This is a genomic window from Falsiporphyromonas endometrii, from assembly GCF_042654485.1.
Lineage (GTDB): Bacteria > Bacteroidota > Bacteroidia > Bacteroidales > Porphyromonadaceae > Porphyromonas > Porphyromonas endometrii.
Map to the genome: position 1 here is coordinate 1 of NZ_JBHSGO010000004.1, position 19,577 is coordinate 19,577.

Annotated in this window: 13 protein-coding genes; 7 read left to right on the plus strand and 6 right to left on the minus strand. The window is 39.8% G+C overall.

What is annotated here, in order from left to right:
* Window positions 1–285: 285 nt before the first annotated feature.
* The 4 genes from ACFO3G_RS00095 to ACFO3G_RS00110 all read right to left on the minus strand — a co-directional run bounded on the left by ACFO3G_RS00095 (window position 286) and on the right by ACFO3G_RS00110 (window position 4,946).
* On the minus strand, window positions 286–837 hold the full coding sequence (locus ACFO3G_RS00095; RefSeq protein WP_380076803.1) for a pyruvoyl-dependent arginine decarboxylase: 552 nt from the start codon (window positions 835–837) through the stop codon (window positions 286–288).
* A 187-nt stretch (window positions 838–1,024) separates the two neighbouring features.
* Window positions 1,025–1,996, minus strand: a complete 972-nt coding sequence (locus tag ACFO3G_RS00100) for an ROK family protein (RefSeq protein ID WP_380076805.1) — start codon at window positions 1,994–1,996, stop codon at window positions 1,025–1,027.
* A gap of 38 nt (window positions 1,997–2,034) precedes the next feature.
* The gene (locus ACFO3G_RS00105; protein ID WP_380076807.1) at window positions 2,035–3,069 is read right to left on the minus strand and encodes a phosphatase PAP2 family protein; all 1,035 of its coding nucleotides are present in this window, start codon (window positions 3,067–3,069) and stop codon (window positions 2,035–2,037) included.
* 2 nt (window positions 3,070–3,071) lie between these two features.
* Entirely contained in the window at window positions 3,072–4,946 is a 1,875-nt protein-coding gene (locus ACFO3G_RS00110) for an ABC transporter ATP-binding protein (RefSeq protein WP_380076809.1), read from the minus strand.
* Between the two features lie 307 nt (window positions 4,947–5,253).
* On the opposite strand from ACFO3G_RS00110, the gene ACFO3G_RS00115 reads away from it, so the two are divergent.
* Entirely contained in the window at window positions 5,254–5,523 is a 270-nt protein-coding gene (locus ACFO3G_RS00115) for a hypothetical protein (RefSeq protein ID WP_380076811.1), read from the plus strand.
* Window positions 5,524–6,155: 632 nt separating this feature from the next.
* Entirely contained in the window at window positions 6,156–7,517 is a 1,362-nt protein-coding gene (locus tag ACFO3G_RS00120; RefSeq protein WP_380076813.1) for a PhoH family protein, read from the plus strand.
* Between the two features lie 111 nt (window positions 7,518–7,628).
* On the opposite strand, the gene ACFO3G_RS00125 is transcribed toward ACFO3G_RS00120, so the two are convergent.
* The gene (locus tag ACFO3G_RS00125) at window positions 7,629–10,673 is read right to left on the minus strand and encodes a leucine-rich repeat domain-containing protein (RefSeq protein ID WP_380076815.1); all 3,045 of its coding nucleotides are present in this window, start codon (window positions 10,671–10,673) and stop codon (window positions 7,629–7,631) included.
* A 506-nt stretch (window positions 10,674–11,179) separates the two neighbouring features.
* Here ACFO3G_RS00125 and sppA point away from each other — a divergent pair.
* The 5 genes from sppA (at window position 11,180) to ACFO3G_RS00150 (ending at window position 16,748) form a co-directional block, all read left to right on the plus strand.
* A complete protein-coding gene (gene sppA, locus ACFO3G_RS00130; RefSeq protein ID WP_380076817.1) occupies window positions 11,180–12,955 on the plus strand; it encodes a signal peptide peptidase SppA in 1,776 nt (591 codons plus the stop codon).
* A gap of 35 nt (window positions 12,956–12,990) precedes the next feature.
* Window positions 12,991–14,097, plus strand: a complete 1,107-nt coding sequence (lpxK, locus tag ACFO3G_RS00135; protein ID WP_380076819.1) for a tetraacyldisaccharide 4'-kinase — start codon at window positions 12,991–12,993, stop codon at window positions 14,095–14,097.
* A gap of 15 nt (window positions 14,098–14,112) precedes the next feature.
* On the plus strand, window positions 14,113–15,189 hold the full coding sequence (gene thiL / locus ACFO3G_RS00140; RefSeq protein WP_380076821.1) for a thiamine-phosphate kinase: 1,077 nt from the start codon (window positions 14,113–14,115) through the stop codon (window positions 15,187–15,189).
* Window positions 15,190–15,499: 310 nt separating this feature from the next.
* Window positions 15,500–16,132: an O-methyltransferase gene (locus tag ACFO3G_RS00145; protein WP_380076823.1), complete on the plus strand. Its 633-nt coding sequence runs from the start codon at window positions 15,500–15,502 to the stop codon at window positions 16,130–16,132.
* 115 nt (window positions 16,133–16,247) lie between these two features.
* Entirely contained in the window at window positions 16,248–16,748 is a 501-nt protein-coding gene (locus ACFO3G_RS00150) for a thioredoxin family protein (protein WP_380076825.1), read from the plus strand.
* A gap of 70 nt (window positions 16,749–16,818) precedes the next feature.
* Here the strand turns inward: ACFO3G_RS00150 and mutS are convergent, their stop codons facing one another.
* The gene (mutS, locus tag ACFO3G_RS00155) at window positions 16,819–19,458 is read right to left on the minus strand and encodes a DNA mismatch repair protein MutS (protein WP_380076827.1); all 2,640 of its coding nucleotides are present in this window, start codon (window positions 19,456–19,458) and stop codon (window positions 16,819–16,821) included.
* Between the last annotated feature and the right edge of the window lie 119 nt (window positions 19,459–19,577).

Sequence of the window (19,577 nt, forward strand, 5' to 3'; positions counted from 1 at the left end):
CGGGCGGACGCCAATCCCCCCGGTGTTTTTCATGTCCGCCTGACGGATGAACAAAACAATGAAATGAAATGATTAATTTTGACTCAAAGATAAACCTCCTTTACACACTTTTTGGGATACTACCTATCAGCAACAATTCTGCCGGTCTTTATTAAAAACATCATAACTAAAAAACAAAAAGGGGATGTGACAACGCCATGTTTGTCACATCCCCCGCAAGAGCCGGATCGTCACTACCGCTTTATCCTACCAAGACAAGACAGCAACAATCAAAGTGATATAAAATTATTCACCCGTCTTTTCCGGCGCTTCCGGCATCTTAAAGTCAACAAAACAAAGACTGGCCAAAGCCGTTCCATATCTCTTTTCGATAGTAATTCCCTCTGTAACAAAGTTTAATTCGCCCAAATAGTACTGAGAATAAGTCTTACGATGCAGGTCATTAATCACGCGAATAAGTCGACTTTCCAACTCCTCTATGCGATAGCGACCACTTACCTCACATACCAATCCTCCTACTTTTTCATCAAAATTCTCATCCTTATACATCCACGCATATACGATACCCGCAGAAACGAACTCATCTTGAAATCCATGAGAAACAGACATGATTGTCTTCATCTCTGAACCAAATGGAGGCAAATCAATCTCGTCCATCGTAGCCAAATGAGCTGTAGCAGGGAGCACTGATGAATATACCATAATATTAAAGTCTGATATACCGGCATCGTACAATGCCATGTGATACGAACCTGCATGAAGTTCCAAATCTGACTCACCACTTCCCTTCGTCACGAAGAAAGTGTTTGGGATTACATTTGCATAGGTTTTATTCATTTGATAAAATTCTATTACTAATGATTGATTGATTAAAAATAAATTACCACTACCATATATTGAGTTAGCAAAAAGCAAAACTCAGCACAAGGTATACATCACAAAGGTACGAAAGCTTTTGGATATACAACAGATTGATAGATTTTATCGACAAAGTAAGATTCGGACAATTGCGAGCAACACCTATTCAGAGCAACCAACCTAATGATGCAGCACCAAGGATTGCAGCGTCGGAACCTTTGAGATGTGAGAATATAATCTTCACTCCCCCCTCGTAGACAAACAAGATATTCTTTTGCAAACTCTCTTTGATAGGCTTCATCAGCAACTCTCCTGCCGAGGTAAGTCCACCAAAAAGGATAATGGCTTCAGGATCGGAGAAGTTTACAAAAGAAGCTATGGCCTCCCCTAAGACCTGACCAGTCCTATCAAAAATATCTTTTGCAATAGGGTCTCCCTGCAGAGCAGCATCATAAACATCCTTAGAGGTAATATTATCGCTATCTATTTTGGACAACAAACTATCTACAGCCACTCCTCTTGAAAGGCATTCTTTTGCAGTTCGAGCTACACCCGTAGCAGACACATAAGTTTCCAGACATCCATTACGTCCACATCCACAAGGTCTACCATTTGGTCTAACAATGACATGCCCAAGCTCTCCCGCTTTGCCATGACTGCCGTACACCAGGTTGCCATCTATGACAATACCGCTGCCCACCCCTGTGCCGAGAGTCAGCATGATAAAGTTTTTCATATCTCTGGCCGCTCCATAAGTCATTTCACCTATTGTTGCAGCATTTGCATCATTGTCAATTTTTACAAGCAACCCATCCAATGCTTCATGAAAAAGTTTGACCAATGGTACAGCTTTTCCCCAAGGCAGGTTGGGGGCATAATCAAGATATCCCGTAAAAACATTGCCATTGGGTGCGCCAATTCCCATTCCATTAAAACAACTTACGCCTCCAAAATCTTGCATCATACGCTTTATACTGGATGCAATTTCAGAAACATAATTGTTTATATCGGCATACTCCTTGGTATGAACAGAGTCCCGTGCAAGAATATTACCCTCCGTATCTACAACTCCAAATAATGTATTCGTTCCTCCCACATCCATACCTAAGACGTAAGAATGATTTGCAACATGCTTCATTGTCAAGTATTTATTGTGAACAAACTAATGATTGCTGTTCATGTTATTTTATATTTATGTAGTCTATTATCGGAAAAGAAAAAAGTGTAGAGATAGTTAGTCAGCCACCAAAAAAAGCAACCCGAAGCTATCCCGGCAAAGACATCTATCAAATAATGAGCTTGAATATAGACCGTGGCAAGACATAGACAGACATAGACAACCAATAAAAATGGGAAGATCAGCTTGCCACCTTTCGCTTTAGAGACAAGGACAAGGACAATGGTAGTGATACCAACATGCGAAGAGGGAAAAGCGGCAGTAGGCCTTTCGCCAACAGCCTGTGTCATAGAAACCAACCTATAGAAAATTCCTTGAGGATAGCCCGGTCCAGGCATCAAATCTTTGTGATGAGCAAAATAATCTCCCAAACTGGGAAAAACCCCGGCAATAACATCATCAAGGCCTATTGCCGGATAATAGAACTGTGGTCCTGCTACCGGCACAAATATGTATATGACATAGTACAAGAAGAAAGAGGCTAAAATAATAAAGACCACCCTATCAGCCGAAGAATAATCTACAGCATAATAGTAGACCATTGTCCCTACAAACAATGCGAAGTAAATAAAATAGGCAAAATGAAGAATCTCACTAAACCACCACTGCGGCATCATCTCATGAAAAAACAGTGCCGGCTGTGTAAAGAAACACATCTCTTCAATAGTGGCAAACAGATGATCCAAGTTCGGGAAAAGACAATTAAACTCATAGGTTTCGCCATACCAATATGACAACAAGGTTATCTGGAAGGCAACTCTCAATATCCATGCAATCTTGCTTCTTGTCCTAAAGTAAAGCAAAAAGAGAACCAAGGTCCCAAACACGACCTCACCTCTTATAATCAGCATAAACTTTGCAGATGGTATCCTATTGTAAAAGATCAAAATCAAAAAAGATGTCAAGATGACATACGATAGTACAGCCATCTCTATCGCTCCGGAAGAGAAAAAGGCTTTCCAAAAGCCCTTAAGAGCATTTATCCAAGAGCGCCTCTTTTGTGTAACACCTTCTATGATTTGAGGAGTATCCATAGCTATTTTTCTCCACCATCTTTTCCAAACTGCATAGAATATAGTTTGGCATAATGTCCATTAAGAGCTATCAATTCTTCATGCTTACCCTGCTCAACAATCTTACCTTCATGGATTGTACAAATGACATCTGCGCGTCGTATAGTAGACAATCTGTGTGCAACAACGATGGAAGTTCGTCCCTCCATAAGCTTTTCGAGTGAAAGTTGCACAAGTTGTTCAGAAGTGGTGTCTAAAGCAGAAGTCGCTTCATCCAATATCAAAATCGGTGGATTCTTCAAGACTGCACGAGCAATACTTAGTCTTTGGCGTTGACCACCTGACAACTTTGAGCCTCTATCACCAATATTGGTTTCATATCCTTCTGGCATTTGACAAACAAACTCATCTGCATTGGCAATCATGGCTGCATCTTTGACCTGTTGGTCAGTAGCAGTCGGGTGACCAAAAGCAATATTAGATCTTACGGTATCATTAAACAAAATAGCCTCTTGATTGACATTGCCCATCAATCCTCTAAGAGCATGAATATCCATATCCCGAATATCTACCCCATCGACTAATATAGCGCCTTTACTTACGTCATAAAAACGAGGTAATAGATCTACCATAGTACTTTTGCCGGAACCGCTCTGCCCGACAAGAGCCACCGTTTTACCCTTAGGAACAACAAGGTTAATTCCCTTAAGGACCCAAGGTGTATCTTCTGAATATCTAAACCAAACATCCTTAAATGTAATCTCATGATCAAAGGCTGTAGCAACAGGATGCTCGGGGTTTTTGATCTGATTTTCGGCCAAAAGAATCTTGTCGATACGTGTCAAAGATGCCATCCCTTTTTGTACTGCATATGCAGCTTTACTAACCTCCTTGATCGGGTTGATCAGACTATAGAAGATGACCAAATAATATATAAAGGTAGAGGCATCAATAGATGATTGAGCAGATAAAATCAACGAGCCACCATACCACAAAACAATGGCAATGGTAGCTGTACCCAAAAACTCACTCATAGGATGGGCCAACTGCTGACGGCCATAAACCCTCATAAGAAGCTTTCTATAAGCGTTGTTGGCTTGCGAAAAACGCTTGCGAATGATATTCTCCGCATTAAAAGCCTTAATAATACGAAGCCCGCTCAAAGTCTCCTCTACCATACTCATAAGGCCACCCCAGCGAACCTGCGACTCATAGCTCTTGCGTTTGAGCGTTTTTCCCACACGCCCCATTACAAAACCGGCAAAAGGCAAAAGCAAAAAGACAAAAGCAGTGAGTTGCCAACTGATGAAAAGCATGGCTCCAAGATATATGACAATCATAACCGGATTCTTTAGAAGCACATCTATAGAACTAATAACAGACGACTCTATCTCTCCGACATCACCAGATATTCGAGCTAAAATATCTCCTTTGCGCTCTTCCGAGAAAAAAGACAAGTCAAGCGTGGTAATTTTATCATTAATCTGGTTACGAATATCCCTTACCACACCCGTACGAAGAGGGATAATGGCAAACAAACCCATATAGGTCACACCAACCTTAAAGCCGGTCATAACAACCAAAAATACCGCCAGCCACACCAACGCTACGGATGGTCCTTGTGTAGCAATAATATCACTAACATAGTAGCCAAAATTATGATTAAGGGTCTCTATCAGATGCTTCCAAGCGGAGATAGAGAAAAAAGAAAAACCCTCTATTGGCCAATAATCCGTCACAGCCTTATCTATTTGAAACAAGATCTTCAGGATTGGCATAATCAAATAGAAAGACATAAGGCTCAAAATAGCCGCAAAAATATTAGAAATCACACTCCATACAACATACCACTTGTAAGGAGGAGCAAAACGTTTAATTAATTGTATAAACTGTTTCAAAACTATATTCCGTTATAGATTTATATCTGTCATAGCAACAGAATTATCGCAAAGGTATGAAAGTTATACGACCATAATTGCAATCAAACAGCATTGAGGTTGCAATCAGGAGGATAAAGATAATATTTTAAGCAAAACAAATTGGTAGAAACACTGTGCGAGAAGGATAATCGAGGGGAGAACAAAAAAGAATGAAATTGATTTCAGAGATTGTCTTAGCACTGTTTTTTAGAATCAACCTAAGTGAAGGATCATTGCAAAAAAGAATCCTTTTTAGTACCTTAGTCACTCATAAATAATAAGATCCATGGAGATAAGCATATTACTTACCTTACTTTTAATTGGCATTTTACTTGGCAGAAACATCTTCCAAGCCGGCAAGGTATGTCTTATTGAAAAGGAACAAATCAATGACTCAGTAACAGTCAAATACAATCTTCCGAATACCCTTTCTCCAGGAGCTGTGAAGTTCGTCTTGAAAGGACTTTGTTTGTTAAATATTGTTACCCATACTAACACTCAAAAAACTAATCAAACAACACCTATTCAACTACAAAATCACAAATTAGAGGGTTAGGGTTACTTGACCTTCTTGCCAACTTTGCCCGTTTATTAGTACGAAACGGGCTTTTTTATGCGCTATTTTAACAAATAAGCTCGCGCAAGGAGCAATCTATTCTCGCGCGACTTTCGATCCGTTGTCGCGCGACCTTGACATGCAAAGTCGCGCTACTTCGGGTGCAACCTCGCGCGAGGATAGGTTCAAAGTAGCGCGAGAACGGATTGCAAGTCGCGCGACCTTCCAAAAAAGGCAGCCTAAAGTCGATTTTTAAGCCGCCTATTTGGCTATAAAAAGTAGCCTATACATATATTAACATTCAGATAGGACGGTTTCGTCCTATCACCCTTCCGTTTTGTGAAGAATGAAGCTGTTTTTAGATCAAAAAAGGGCAGTTTATAAGCTAAAAAATGGCACGATAAGTTTAACATTAATTACATATTTGGATGCAGTTTAAGTAAAAACACACAAACTAATTATTCTTTTTATAGCTCCTATTTGATACAATTTGCAATGCAATAAAGTCCCAATAGAGAAGAAGAACAAGAAAAAACAATCTAATTATAGAAGCACTCTTTTTGGATCAAAGAGATAACATTCACATAAAACTGCTACCTTTATGTGTAGCCACACATTAACAAGAAAACATTATGACAGCAAAAAGAAAAGCAAGCAGTGCCTTTAAGCAGGGCAGCAAAAAGAATTTTGTATTGGATACGAATGTAATCTTACATGACGCCAATTCAATTGACAAGTTTGAAGAAAATGACATTTATATTCCAATAACAGTCTTAGAAGAGTTGGATAAGTTCAAAAAGGGATCCGAACAGATTAATTATAACGCAAGACTCTTTGTACGAAAGTTAGATGAACTTGTCAACGAAGATCTTTTCTCAAAAGGTGCATCTTTGGGCGAAGGAAGGGGAAGACTTTTCGTTTATGTCGGAGGAAGCGAACATCCTCTTATAAAGGAGGCTTTTGGTCAAAACATACCTGACCATCGCATCTTATCTGTAGCCCTTACCATCAAAGAGGCAAACCCCAATATTCCAACAATCTTAGTAACAAAAGACATCAATCTGAGGATGAAGGCAAAAGCTCTGGGCATGCACTCAGAGGACTTTATCAATGACAAAGTTGAGAATATTGACATCTTTGATGAAGCACATAAAACTTACGAAGGAGTCAATGCTGACCTCATAGACAAGATCTATGAAACGCATGGTGGCATAGATTTGGAAGAATGGGACCAATCAAAAGATTTATTGCCCAATCAATGCTTTATAATGCAGTCGGAAAGAAATAGCATCATGGTACGTTTCAATCCGTTTACCAATAAAATCACCAAAGTAAACAAAGAGACCATGATGGGCATACAACCACGAAATGCAGAGCAAACATTTGCTTTTGAGGTATTGAAAGACCCGGACATTAAACTGGTAGCATTATCAGGAAAAGCCGGTACCGGAAAAACGCTATTGGCTCTTGCGGCAGCACTCGAAGAATCCGAAAGCTATAAGCAAATACTTCTTGCCAGACCCATTGTATCATTGGCAAACAAAGATCTGGGATTCTTGCCGGGAGACGAGAAGGCAAAAGTGGCTCCTTATATGCAACCGCTATTTGACAACCTCAATGTGATTAAGTTTCAACTCAACAACAATGCAACCTCACTGAAAAGAATAGACGACCTGCAAAAAGAGGAGAGACTGATTATTGAAGCATTGGCATTTATCAGAGGAAGAAGTCTGTCTTCTGCTTTCTGCATCATTGATGAAGCCCAAAACTTAACTCCTCAAGAAATCAAAACCATTATCACAAGAGCAGGAGAAGGAACCAAAATGGTGTTCACAGGAGATATACAGCAGATCGACTCACCCTATCTTGATGCACAATCCAATGGACTCGCATACATGATAGACAAAATGAAAGGACAACAAATCTTTGCACATGTCAATCTGATAAAAGGTGAACGAAGCGAACTTTCCGAATTAGCTTCAGACCTACTATAAAACAACTGACTTGCATTGAATTGACAGCAATAACAGCAAAAACTAATGGCGGCCTCTCCTAAAAGAAGCCGCCATTTTTATGTAACTGATCTATTGATTACCGATTACAAATCAAAGAATAATCTTTTTGATCAATCTCTCAGCACCCTCTGTTACAACTACAACAAAAGTACCATGACCTAAAGGCAACTGAATATTACCACTGCCACGAACACTATGTAGCATTTCACCAGAAACACTATAAACATCCACTATTGCATTATTGAGACCGGAAACACTTACGGCACCATCAATAGCAGCAAATACGATATTTGACTCAAGAACAGACTCAGCTGAAAGGTTGGCAACCTCAATAATATTCTTAAATATATTCCATCCGGTTGCTTTTTCATAGGCACTCTTCGCACCCTTAGATACATTTAACTTAGCTGCATCAATTTCTGCAATGTCAGAAAATGCCAAATCATCAATTACCGGAGGATTTGCACTAAAAGAATTCACAACAGCTATTGACTGACATCCACGGAACGCATTTGCACCAATCTGAACGCCATCAGGCACATTCAAAAGAACGATAGCTGTACCTTGCAGTGCCTGTTCACCAATATATTTCAATCCACTTGCAGGAACATTGAACTGCGGAAGTCTAAAACAAGCCTTAAAACAGTAGTCTCCAACACGGTTAAGATTTGTACAGTTTTCGAATGAGATATCTTGTAAGTTAGGAGATCCGGTAAATGCATAATCACCCAACTCTTCAATTGCATCAGGAAGAGTAAGCTTATTTAACTTAAAGTTGAATGCACAAGCATATCTCTCAATCTTCTTAATTGACTCAGGAAGAATGATTTCTTTCGGATTTTCGTTTGGAACGATGAAAGAAGGATAGTGAATCAAGGCATTGTCTTGTTTGCGGATCAACATACCGTCAATGCTTTCAAAAAACTTATTGTTGCTGTCTACACTGATTGTTTTGATCTTCATCGCAAACGTGAAAGCTCCCGGACGAACCTTCTCTACAGATGCGGGCAATGTAAATGTTTGATCTTGATAAGCTGTGGCAACCTGAACAAGCTCCTTGCCATCTTTTGTGTATATAGCATTATTTTCAGACTTATAATGCTTGTTACCATCCTCAACAATCAAAGTTTTGAGAGATCCACAGTACATAAATGGAAGTTCTCCAATTGACTCAACATCAGAACTAATCGTAAGACCGGTTAAATTAGCACTCATGAATGCGAAATCAGCAATATGTTTGACATTGTCAGGGACACGGACATTGCCGACCGCCTTCCATTCCTTGAGCACATCGCCTTCGATTACAGGCTCGTTATTAGGATCCACATGATCTTCTTTATAGCATATCAAATCAACTTTAAGATCTGTCGTAACATTTTCAATGATAAGTACATCATCTTTTTCCACACGTTCTTCCTCACCAACAATCCATGTACCAACCTTAAATCCCGGGTTTGGTTCAGCAATAAATTTCAAAGTCTTTCCACTTGGAATAGCTTCATTATTCAAAACAGGAGTATCATCAGACATCTTGCAACTTAGCTTACCATTGCCGCTGTGTTCCGAATAATTGATGACAACACTTCCTTGAGTCCTTTCGAAACGAACATATAGCAAAAGGTCTTTGTCCGGTGTCGTTGTCCATTCTTTTTTGCCTTGTAGCTCAGGTTTAGGAATATACTTTCCTTCCGAGTTTTCAAATAGCCAATCTGTAACTTCAAATCCCTTAGTAGGCGTAGCTACAATCTTGACAGACTTACCGGTAGGCACAATACCACCGGACTTAAACTCTTTGCCGTCAACAAAAGCTGTCACAGTCCCATTGTTGGGATCAGTTGACTTAAGATAAACACGATTTCCTTCAGGAAGTTTATTCAAATGAGCAACAATATTTAATTCCTTATCAACAGAAGGAATCACAAGAAGTGTCGGATTGTCTTCTGTAGTCGCAACAACCTCTCCATTAACAGTCCAATTGACAAATTCATAGGACATAAACTTATATCTACACTCCACAGATAGTGTAGCACCTTCTGAAACTTCATTACCACTCTCCACATCGATTGGACCGTTGATCCAAGCTTCAAAGAAAGCTGCATCTGCAGGATCTGCAACAAAATTGACCTTAAACTTTTTAAGCTCGCCCGAAGCTTCACCTACCTCTATTTTTGCTGACTTATAATGTTCTTTGAGAGCTGTCTTGACTGTTTCATTGGCAACATATATAGTCAAGGTTTCATTGTCGGCAGGTCCTCCATTATTATAATTACCAAATTCCTTAAAGTCTTGGCTTTCGTGTATATCCATTACTCTTAAACCGCCTATACCTTCAAAAGCAAGGAATCCGACTGTTTGAAGCTTTGGCAACTCCACTGATTCCAAAGAATATGCACTTGAGAAGGCATACTCTCCTACTGTAGTAACATTTATTCCTTTGAAGGTTTTCACTGCTTTTTGGCTTTGTACAGCCCCATCCAAAACAGATGTAACAGATTCGGGGAGTACTGCATCCACAACGCTCGGGAGTACTATAGCTAATTTGGTCTCGTCTGAGCTTAGCACCAAACCATTGGAAACTTTAAAAGCTGCATTCTTGCCAATCTCAAACTTTGTGATGTTGGTACAATTATAGAACGGATTTTTACCCAGTGCTTCCAACGCTCCTCCAAGAAAAACAGTTGTCAGAGCATCACAAGAAGCAAATGCATTCTTTTCAATCTTCTTTATAGCAGGGAGGTCCAAACTTGTCAAAAGATGATTGTCACAAGATTCAAATGCAGATTCCCCAATTTCTTCCACATGGGGCATCTTTACGGATTTAATTCCCCTACATTCTTTAAATGCTTCTTTACCAATCTTCCTAACATTATTGAAGTCCACAGATGTGATTTCAGTATTGGCACTACGGAGCGTGTTGCGCTTTGCAGAATAGCCTTCCCAGCCATCTTCACCTCCCCAATCGGAATCATCAGCAAAAAAACAATTAGCTGCGATTTCCACTACGTCATCAGGGATTTTGATATCACCGGTCGCCATAGGCCAGCTTATCAAGACCCCATCTTTTACAGTCTGAGCCTTTGCATTCAAAACGAGCGCAAAAAGAGCCGTCAGAACTAAAAATGTAATTCTTTTCATTACTCTTGAATTTATAGATTATAGATAAAGTATATTGTCATAAGATTGCCCGATGTTTGATCAAAACAAAACAGGCCAATTCGTTTTCAAACTTGAAAGAGATAAAGTATAAAGTCAAAAGGTTTTTTCTTTCAGTTACGGCGACAAAAGTAATCATTTGATTTAATGGCACAACAACATTTAGATATATTTTTTATACATCAAAACAAATAAGGTTATGAGATTAAGATTTAAATCACCCACAAAAAACATTTTATACTATTTACATCAAGATTTAAAGACATATTAATAGTATAATGAAACCCACTATGTATTACGAATCTTGACACAACAAAATCATAAAGACCTTGACACCAAACGGCACTGAATAGATGTCAAAGTTCAATATCATTTGACAATGGGTGTTTTAGGCACAATATCATCTTAACATTATCCAAATATATATGTTCGTGCATATGTTTTAGGTATATTTGTATCGTAAGTAAAAATATAGACTAAACAGTTATATGAAAAGCTTTTTAAAAACGTTTTTAGCCTCTCTTTTAGCGGTAGTTGTTGGAGGTGTGATTTTGCTATGTCTATCAATGTTCTTGATAGTTGGACTTGTTGTAGGCATAAGTTCTCAATTTGCTTCGTCAGACATAACGAGCATCGAGCCACACTCCATTCTTAAGATTAGTGCCACATCCCTTCCGGAAGTAGCTATTCAAGACAACTTTATGTCATATTTGCAAGGAGACAAAAGCAATGATATTACTTTGAGTGAAGCGATACGGGCAATCAATGAAGCAAAAGACAACGATAATATTGATGGCATATATCTATGTAACGCTGATATTCCGAACGGTCTTCCCACTATTCGTGCATTCAGGTCAGCCATTGAAGAATTCAAAAAAAGCGGCAAGTTCGTTATCTCTTATGGTGATATCTACAGTCAAAAAGGATATTACCTGTCATCAGTTGCTCCTGAAATATACCTCAATCCCTCAGGGGTGTTGGAGATTAATGGTATTGGCTCACAAACCATGTTCTACAAGGAAGCTCTCAACAAGTTGGGTGTGCAAATGAACATCTTCAAAGTAGGTACATACAAAGGAGCCGTAGAGCCTTTTATGCTCAACAAGCTCAGTGATGCCAACAGACTCCAAATACAAGAATACATCGATGGACTTTGGGGAAATATCAAAGAGACCATTGCTTCTTCCAGAAAACTCACTGATGCAGATGTACAAGAGTATGCTGACAATGGCTATACATTTAGTGATGCTTCGATGGCTGTCAAAAAGAAATTTATTGATAAGCTCGCATATGAATATCAAGTCAACGAGCGCTTAAAAGAACTCACCAACAGAGAGGATGACGAAGAATTAAAATTCGTATCACTTTCTGATGTAGCCGGTCTAAGTCAAGTTCCGAAGAAAAGTTCGGACAATGAAATAAAGGTCATCTATGCAAATGGAGAGATCCAAGATCAACCCGGTACCACAGCCTCCACCATTACCCTCAGCTTGGCAAAGCAGCTCGAGGAGGCTCAAAAAGATGATGACGTAAAAGCAGTCGTACTAAGAGTCAATTCTCCTGGTGGAAGTGCTTATATATCAGAACAGATATGGAAACAAGTTGTTAACCTAAAAGCCAAAAAGCCCATCGTTGTCTCTATGGGTGACTATGCTGCTTCAGGCGGTTATTACATTTCATGTGCTGCTTCGTATATCTATGCAGACCCCATGACCCTCACCGGATCCATCGGCATCTTTGGAATGTTCCCCAATTTCAGCGGGGTTGCAAACAAGGTTGGCATAACCACCGATGTTGTGAAGACTTCCAAATATGCTTCTATGGGTATGATGTTTGAGCAGATGACCGATGATGAGAAAGCACTTATACAAGCAACTGTAAATCGTGGATACGAACTATTCAAAAAGCGCGTCGCCGACGGTCGTCATATGACTATAGAGCAAGTTGACAGCATTGGACAAGGGCGTGTTTGGCTGGGACAAAAAGCTATAAAGCTTGGTTTGGTCGATGCTCTTGGAGGGATCAACGAGGCCATCAAAAAGGCAGCAAGCCTGGCTGACCTCTCTGACTACACCGTTGTCAACGGAATACAAAATGTAAGTTTCTTTGATCGATTCTTCAGAAACAGCTCAGCCAATCTTAAGACATATATTCTAAGTAAAACAATGACTCCGGAAGAGCTTCGTATCTACAACGACTTGCGTACATTATCCACGACACAAGGTTATCAAGCAGCTCTTCCAATAGGTTTCAAACCCTACTAACCTTCAAAGACATCCGGAGATAATCAATAAAAGATATGGCAGAACATTCGATACTTAAGCAACTCTTACTAAAGCCTCTGGCCTCAATTTACGGGGCCGGAGTGAAGTTGCGCAATCTGATGTTCAATAGTGGTATATTCAAAGAAAAAGTCTTTCCGGTACCTGTCATTTGTGTAGGGAATATACGAGTTGGTGGCACAGGTAAGACTCCGATGATAGAGTATCTGCTAAGACTTCTTTTGCAGAATGGCTTCAAACCGGCTGTTGTAAGTCGGGGTTACAAAAGATCTACCAAAGGCTTAAAGATAGCTTCTATCAAATCCGGAGCGGAAGAGGTTGGAGACGAGCCAAGGCAGATCAAGCGTAAGTTTCCACAAACGACCGTAGCCGTTGATGCCAATCGCAGAAGAGCAATTAAGTTTTTACTCGATTTGCCTGAAGAAAACCGTCCCAACGTGATCTTATTGGACGACGGCTTCCAGCATCGATATGTAAAACCTTCCCTTAGTATTCTTCTGACAGATTACAACAATCCCATCTTTGACGATGACCTTCTTCCATTGGGAAGGCTAAGAGAGAAGGTGGATGCAAAGGATCGAGCAGATATGGTCATAGTCACAAGATGTCCCAACAATATGCCTCAGCTTCACTACCGCATATTCGAACGTGATCTTAATCTCTTTCCTTATCAACATTTAAATTTCACCACTATTGGATATTCCACACCCATTAAGGTGTTCCCTGCCCCTAACAGTCCGATAAAGTTAACGGTAAGAAGTAAGTCTTGCTATGCAATTAGCGGTATTGCAGACCCAACAAAGTTTTTTGAAGAACTTAGAAACAAGATTGGGGATGTCAAGACAATAACCTTCCCCGACCATCATAAATTTACGGTTAAGGACGCTGAGATGCTCAACTCCGGCTTTGATGAATATCTGGCTACACGACAAAAAGAAGAATTTCCGATAGCCATATGCACCGAAAAAGATGCTCAGCGACTTCACGATATCAGGAAGTGCCTCTCATCTACACTAAAAGAAAGATTATTTTTCCTTCCCATCCATATAAAATTCAAAGAGAATGGACAGGAGAAGTTTGACAATGAGATACTCAAGCATATCGCACATTTCCAGAACAAATAAATAGACTTCATCTCAATGACTGACATTTCTACGATAGGTCAATTTGGTCTTATCCAAAGATTGACTAAAGACATCAAGACGAATCACGAAACGACTCAAATGGGTATAGGAGACGATTGTGCCATCATCAAGTCATCAAAAGATCATCAAATATTGGTAACGACCGATTTGATGCTCGAGGGTGTTCACTTTGACCTAACCTATACTCCGCTTCAACATCTCGGATATAAATCAGTTATAAATGCCATATCCGATGTTTTGGCTATGAATGCTATTCCTAAACAAATCTTAGTATCTGTTGGATTATCTGCTATTTACACAGTAGAGATGACTGAAGAGCTTTTTGCAGGAATCAAACTTGCATGCAAATTTTACAACCTTGACCTTATCGGAGGTGATACCACCTCTTCTATGACGGGGCTAACCATTTCGGTAACAGCCATAGGCGAGGCTGTCCCTGAAGAAATAGTCAAGAGAAGCACAGCTAAACCTACAGACCTAATCTGCGTAACCGGCAATTTGGGCGCTGCCTACATGGGGCTTAGACTACTTGCAAGAGAGAAGAATGTATTCGAAGGGATGAATGAGGATAAAGACTTTGTACCCGCTTTTGAAGGCAAAGAATATATCATTGAACGACAACTGAAACCGGAAGCAAGAATAGATGTCATCCGCCTTTTGAAGAACAAAGGGATTCTTCCAACCTCCATGATAGATGTTACTGATGGCCTTGCCTCAGATCTTATGCAGATTGCACATCACTCAAATGTTGGGATACGAATCTACGAAGATCGCATTCCTATTGACTATCAAACAGCATTGATGGCAGAAGAGATGAATATGAATGTGGTGACCTGTGCCCTTAATGGAGGTGATGATCACGAACTCTTGTTTACCGTACCTCTTAGTCTGAGTGATCAAATACAAAGTCTTCCCGACATACATTTGATTGGCCATATTACAGAGGCGTCATTGGGCAATTATTTAGTTACAAGAGATCAGAATGAGATCGAACTTAAAGCTCAAGGGTGGCAAGGTTTTAGCAACTTAGAACAAAAACAACCTTCCAAATCAAGCAAAAGCAACAAGTAAGAAGATGATTATAAGCAATTTATAGTCATTTAAAAGAGAATTGCAATAAAGATCTCGACTATGTCCAACTGAGTTGTGAATATCCTTTTAGCATCTTTGGAGCGAGATTATCGGAAGTGAAGCTTTTAAGAGATGCCTTTCGTCCTCTTTTGGTCTCTTGCTATATATATGTACGGCCAAACTTTTAGGCAAAGCTACAATCATCTCCAAACATCTTTATGTCTTATTAAAAGACAGATTTGGATTGAATTTGCCCAACCTTTATAATCATCATCAATCGATTCAAAACATTTCATATTGCAAACCCATTATGAGTATTGACGACTATATCGAACAACATACATCTGATCAAGGTCAGCTACTCAAAGATCTTGAGAGGAGAGCACATATAGAACTCATGCGTCCCCGAATGATATCGGGTCATGTGCAAGGTCGACTACTCAAGATCTTATGTAGTATAAAAGAGCCCAAAAGAGTTCTCGAAATTGGCACCTACACCGGATATGCCGCATTGTGCTTGGCAGAAGCATTGGGAGAAGATGCATTTATTCACACACTGGAATGCGACGATGAGATGGAGTCATTTATCCATCGATTTGTTGATCAGTCACCTTATAGAGATAAGATTATCCTACACATGGGTAATGCTCTGGACATACTTCCGGGTCTTGTCAAACAAGAATCATTTGAATTGGTATATATGGATGCCAACAAAAGAGAATATTCAGAATACTTCGACATCATCATAGACCACCTTCCCAAAGGAGCTATTATACTTGCTGACAACACCCTTTGGGACGGTAAGGTTGCTCTTGACCCCATGCCACATGATAGTCAGACAATAGCAATCGATCAGTTTAATAAAAAGATACGACAAGATCATCGTGTGGAGGAGGTCATCCTACCTTTGAGAGATGGGTTGAGCATCATTAGGAAGATTTGATTGATAGCTTTTATCAATATTGATATAAAGGCTTCATCATTAGATACAAGAATAAAAAACATATCTTTATTGCAGATAAGAATATGTTTAACAAGGAAATTAATATAGAGAATCTATGAAAAGGAACAAAGCTGTATTATTAGTGGCGACTCTTTTGATGTCCACATCAATGATGTTTGCTTCATGTAAAAATACCAAGACTGTAACAGAAGGAACAATCAATACAGAAGTAACAACGCAAAACGGTCCAAAGAAGGCTAGTAAAATAGTACATCTTACAGCAGCTCAAATGATTGAAAAGATCTATGACTATAAAGCCAATCCCAACAAATGGGTCTACAAAGGAGACAAACCGGCAATCATAGATTTCTATGCTGACTGGTGTGGTCCATGTAAAAGACTTGGTCCGAAGCTCGAAAAAGTAGCTGAGAAATATGACGGACAGCTTACCGTATACAAAATCAATGTGGACGATGAGCCTGAGTTGGCACAAGTATTTGGTGTACAAAGCATACCTATGGTGCTATTTGTCCCGGCCAAGGGAACTCCAATTCAGACAATGGGTGATTTGCCGGAACAAGACATAGAGAATACAATAGCTAAGATCATCAAGTAAACTTCTAATCAATACAATAAAAGATAATCCCTTTTTGAACTCCCTAACGCAAGTTATGGGAGTTATTTTTTTAATGGCCCCTTAATAATCTCTGCACTGCATCCAGTTTGTTGAGTGCCTCTATAGGTGTCAGACTATTGATATCAAGGTTAAGAAGTTCTCTTCTGATATCTTCCAACAAAGGATCATCCAATTGGAAGAAGGACAGTTGATAGGCTTCCTCTTGTTGCTTTCCTCTCTTTTTTTGTTTCCCTACCAGTTTAGCTCCCGATACAGCATTCTCTTTGTCAGACTTATCTCCTTCAAGAAAATTTAGTATTTGCTCGGCTCTTCGTGTAATGTCTCTCGGCATCCCTGCCAATTTAGCTACCTGGATACCAAAGCTATGTTCAGCACATCCCGGTATGAGAGTACGCAAGAAAAGCATCTTTCCATCTACCTCTTTGGCTGATACATTGTAATTGTAGACTCTATCAAGTTTGTCAGCCAAGTCCCCCAACTCGTGATAATGGGTAGCAAACAGAGTTTTAGCCTTGCCACAAGAGGCATTATGCAGATATTCTACGATAGCCCAAGCTATAGAAATCCCATCATAGGTACTTGTTCCTCTACCCAATTCATCAAATAAGACTAAACTTCTGTCAGTAATATTATTAAGGATCCCGGCTGCCTCCTGCATCTCCACCATGAAAGTTGACTCACCCATAGAGATATTGTCCGAGGCTCCAACACGAGTAAAGATACTGTCTACCAGTCCAATATGTGCAGACTTGGCCGGAACATAACTTCCCACTTGAGCTAACAATGTAATAAGTGCAGTCTGTCTTAGCAAAGCCGATTTACCGCTCATATTCGGTCCGGTGATAATAACTATTTGTTGTTTGTTATTATCCAAGGTTATATCATTGGGAATATATGGATCTGTTGAAGGCAAAGTCCGTTCGATCACGGGGTGTCTTCCTTGCTCAATATACAACTCAAAGCTATTGTCCAATTGGGGTCTATTGTATTGGTAAAGAGCAGCGACCTCACTAAACGAAGTCAATACATCCAACTTTGCAATCATGGAGCTGTCTTTCTGGAGTTGCGAGATATATCTCTTTACCAAATCAATGAGCTGAGTAAAGATTTGAGTTTCTAAGATTTCTATTCGTTCTTCTGCTCCCAATATCTTCTCTTCATAAAGCTTAAGTTCCTCAGTAATATAACGTTCTGCACTAACCAAGGTTTGCTTTCTGATCCAAGATTCCGGCACCTTCTCTTTATGAGTATTACGAACCTCGATATAGTAGCCAAAGACACTGTTAAAACCAATCTTAAGAGAAGGTATACCGGTAGCCTCCTGTTGCTTTAGGAGCATATTGTCAAGATACTTTTTACCTGAATGCGATAAATCCCTCAAATCATCCAACTCTTGGTTAACACCATCGGCAATGACCTTTCCCCTACCCACAGCAATAGGAGCATCTGCCACCAATGTTGTGGTAATCTTTTCTAACAAACTCTCCAAGGGATCGATCTCTTCCGCCATTGACATACACACCTTATCATCAGTCGAAAACAGCATATCTTTGACAGGCTTCATAATGGAGATAGAGACTCCCAGTTGCACCATCTCACGAGGAGTAATCCGACCAACGGCTGTTTTAGCAACAAGTCGTTCCAAGTCTCCAATCTCACAAAACCTCATTCTCAATCTGGCTCTTACATCTTGGCTACCGAGCATATAAGAAACAACACATTGTCTCTTTTCGATCTCTTGCAAATCCTTAAGAGGTGAGAGGAGCCATTTGCGTAAAAGTCGTCCACCCATTGGAGATAAAGTTTGATCGACAATATCAAGTAGGCTCTTTCCGCCCGGATTGTTTGCCTGAAGGAGTTCGAGGCTTCTAATTGTAAATCGGTCCAATCTGACATAGGACTGCTCATTGAGCATCCTTAAACTCGATATGTGCTCAAGTTGGGTATGGTTGGTCAAGTCTAAATAATTAAGAATGGCACCGGAAACAATCACGACTGTCTTGTCTTCTTCAATGCCAAATCCCTTAAGGTTTTTGACTTCGAAGTGACGACATACACGCTGATAATTATTGGCATAAGAGAAAAGCCAGTCTTCCAACTCATAGGTATAGGTAGAGATCTTGAAGGTCAAACAAAGCTGAGATTTTTGATTCCGTTCTATAAGAATTTCCTTGGGAGCATAATCAACAAGCAACTTGTCTATATAAGATCGGTCTCCCTCACCTGCCAAAAACTCTCCGGTAGAGATATCCAAAAAGGAGAGTCCGTACAAATCTTTCGATACTTGATATAAAGAAGCAACATAGTTGTTCTCCTTATTGGTCAAGACATTGTCACTCATTACCACTCCGGGAGTGACCAGCTCGGTAATACCTCTTTTGACAATACTCTTAGCAGTCTTTGGATCCTCCAGCTGATCACAGATAGCCACTCGTTTGCCGGCCCTTACCAATTTGGGCAAATAGGTATCCAAAGCATGATGAGGAAATCCGGCAAGTTCAACATGGCTCGCCGAACCATTTGCTCGACGCGTCAATGTAATGCCCAAAATCTCGGATGTAACAATGGCATCCTCCGAAAAAGTTTCATAAAAGTCACCAACACGAAACAACAGTATTGCGTCGGGATGTTGACCTTTGATCTTGAAATATTGCTTCATTAGAGGAGTCTCTGCTATCTTCTTTGCCATTGTTTATTGTATTAATGAATTTGTGTGAAGACACACAAAATTATGTTCTTAGTATAACGATATATTTGAGATAAAGGTAATACTTTTGAGATACACCAAAGAAACGAATCTTTATAAAA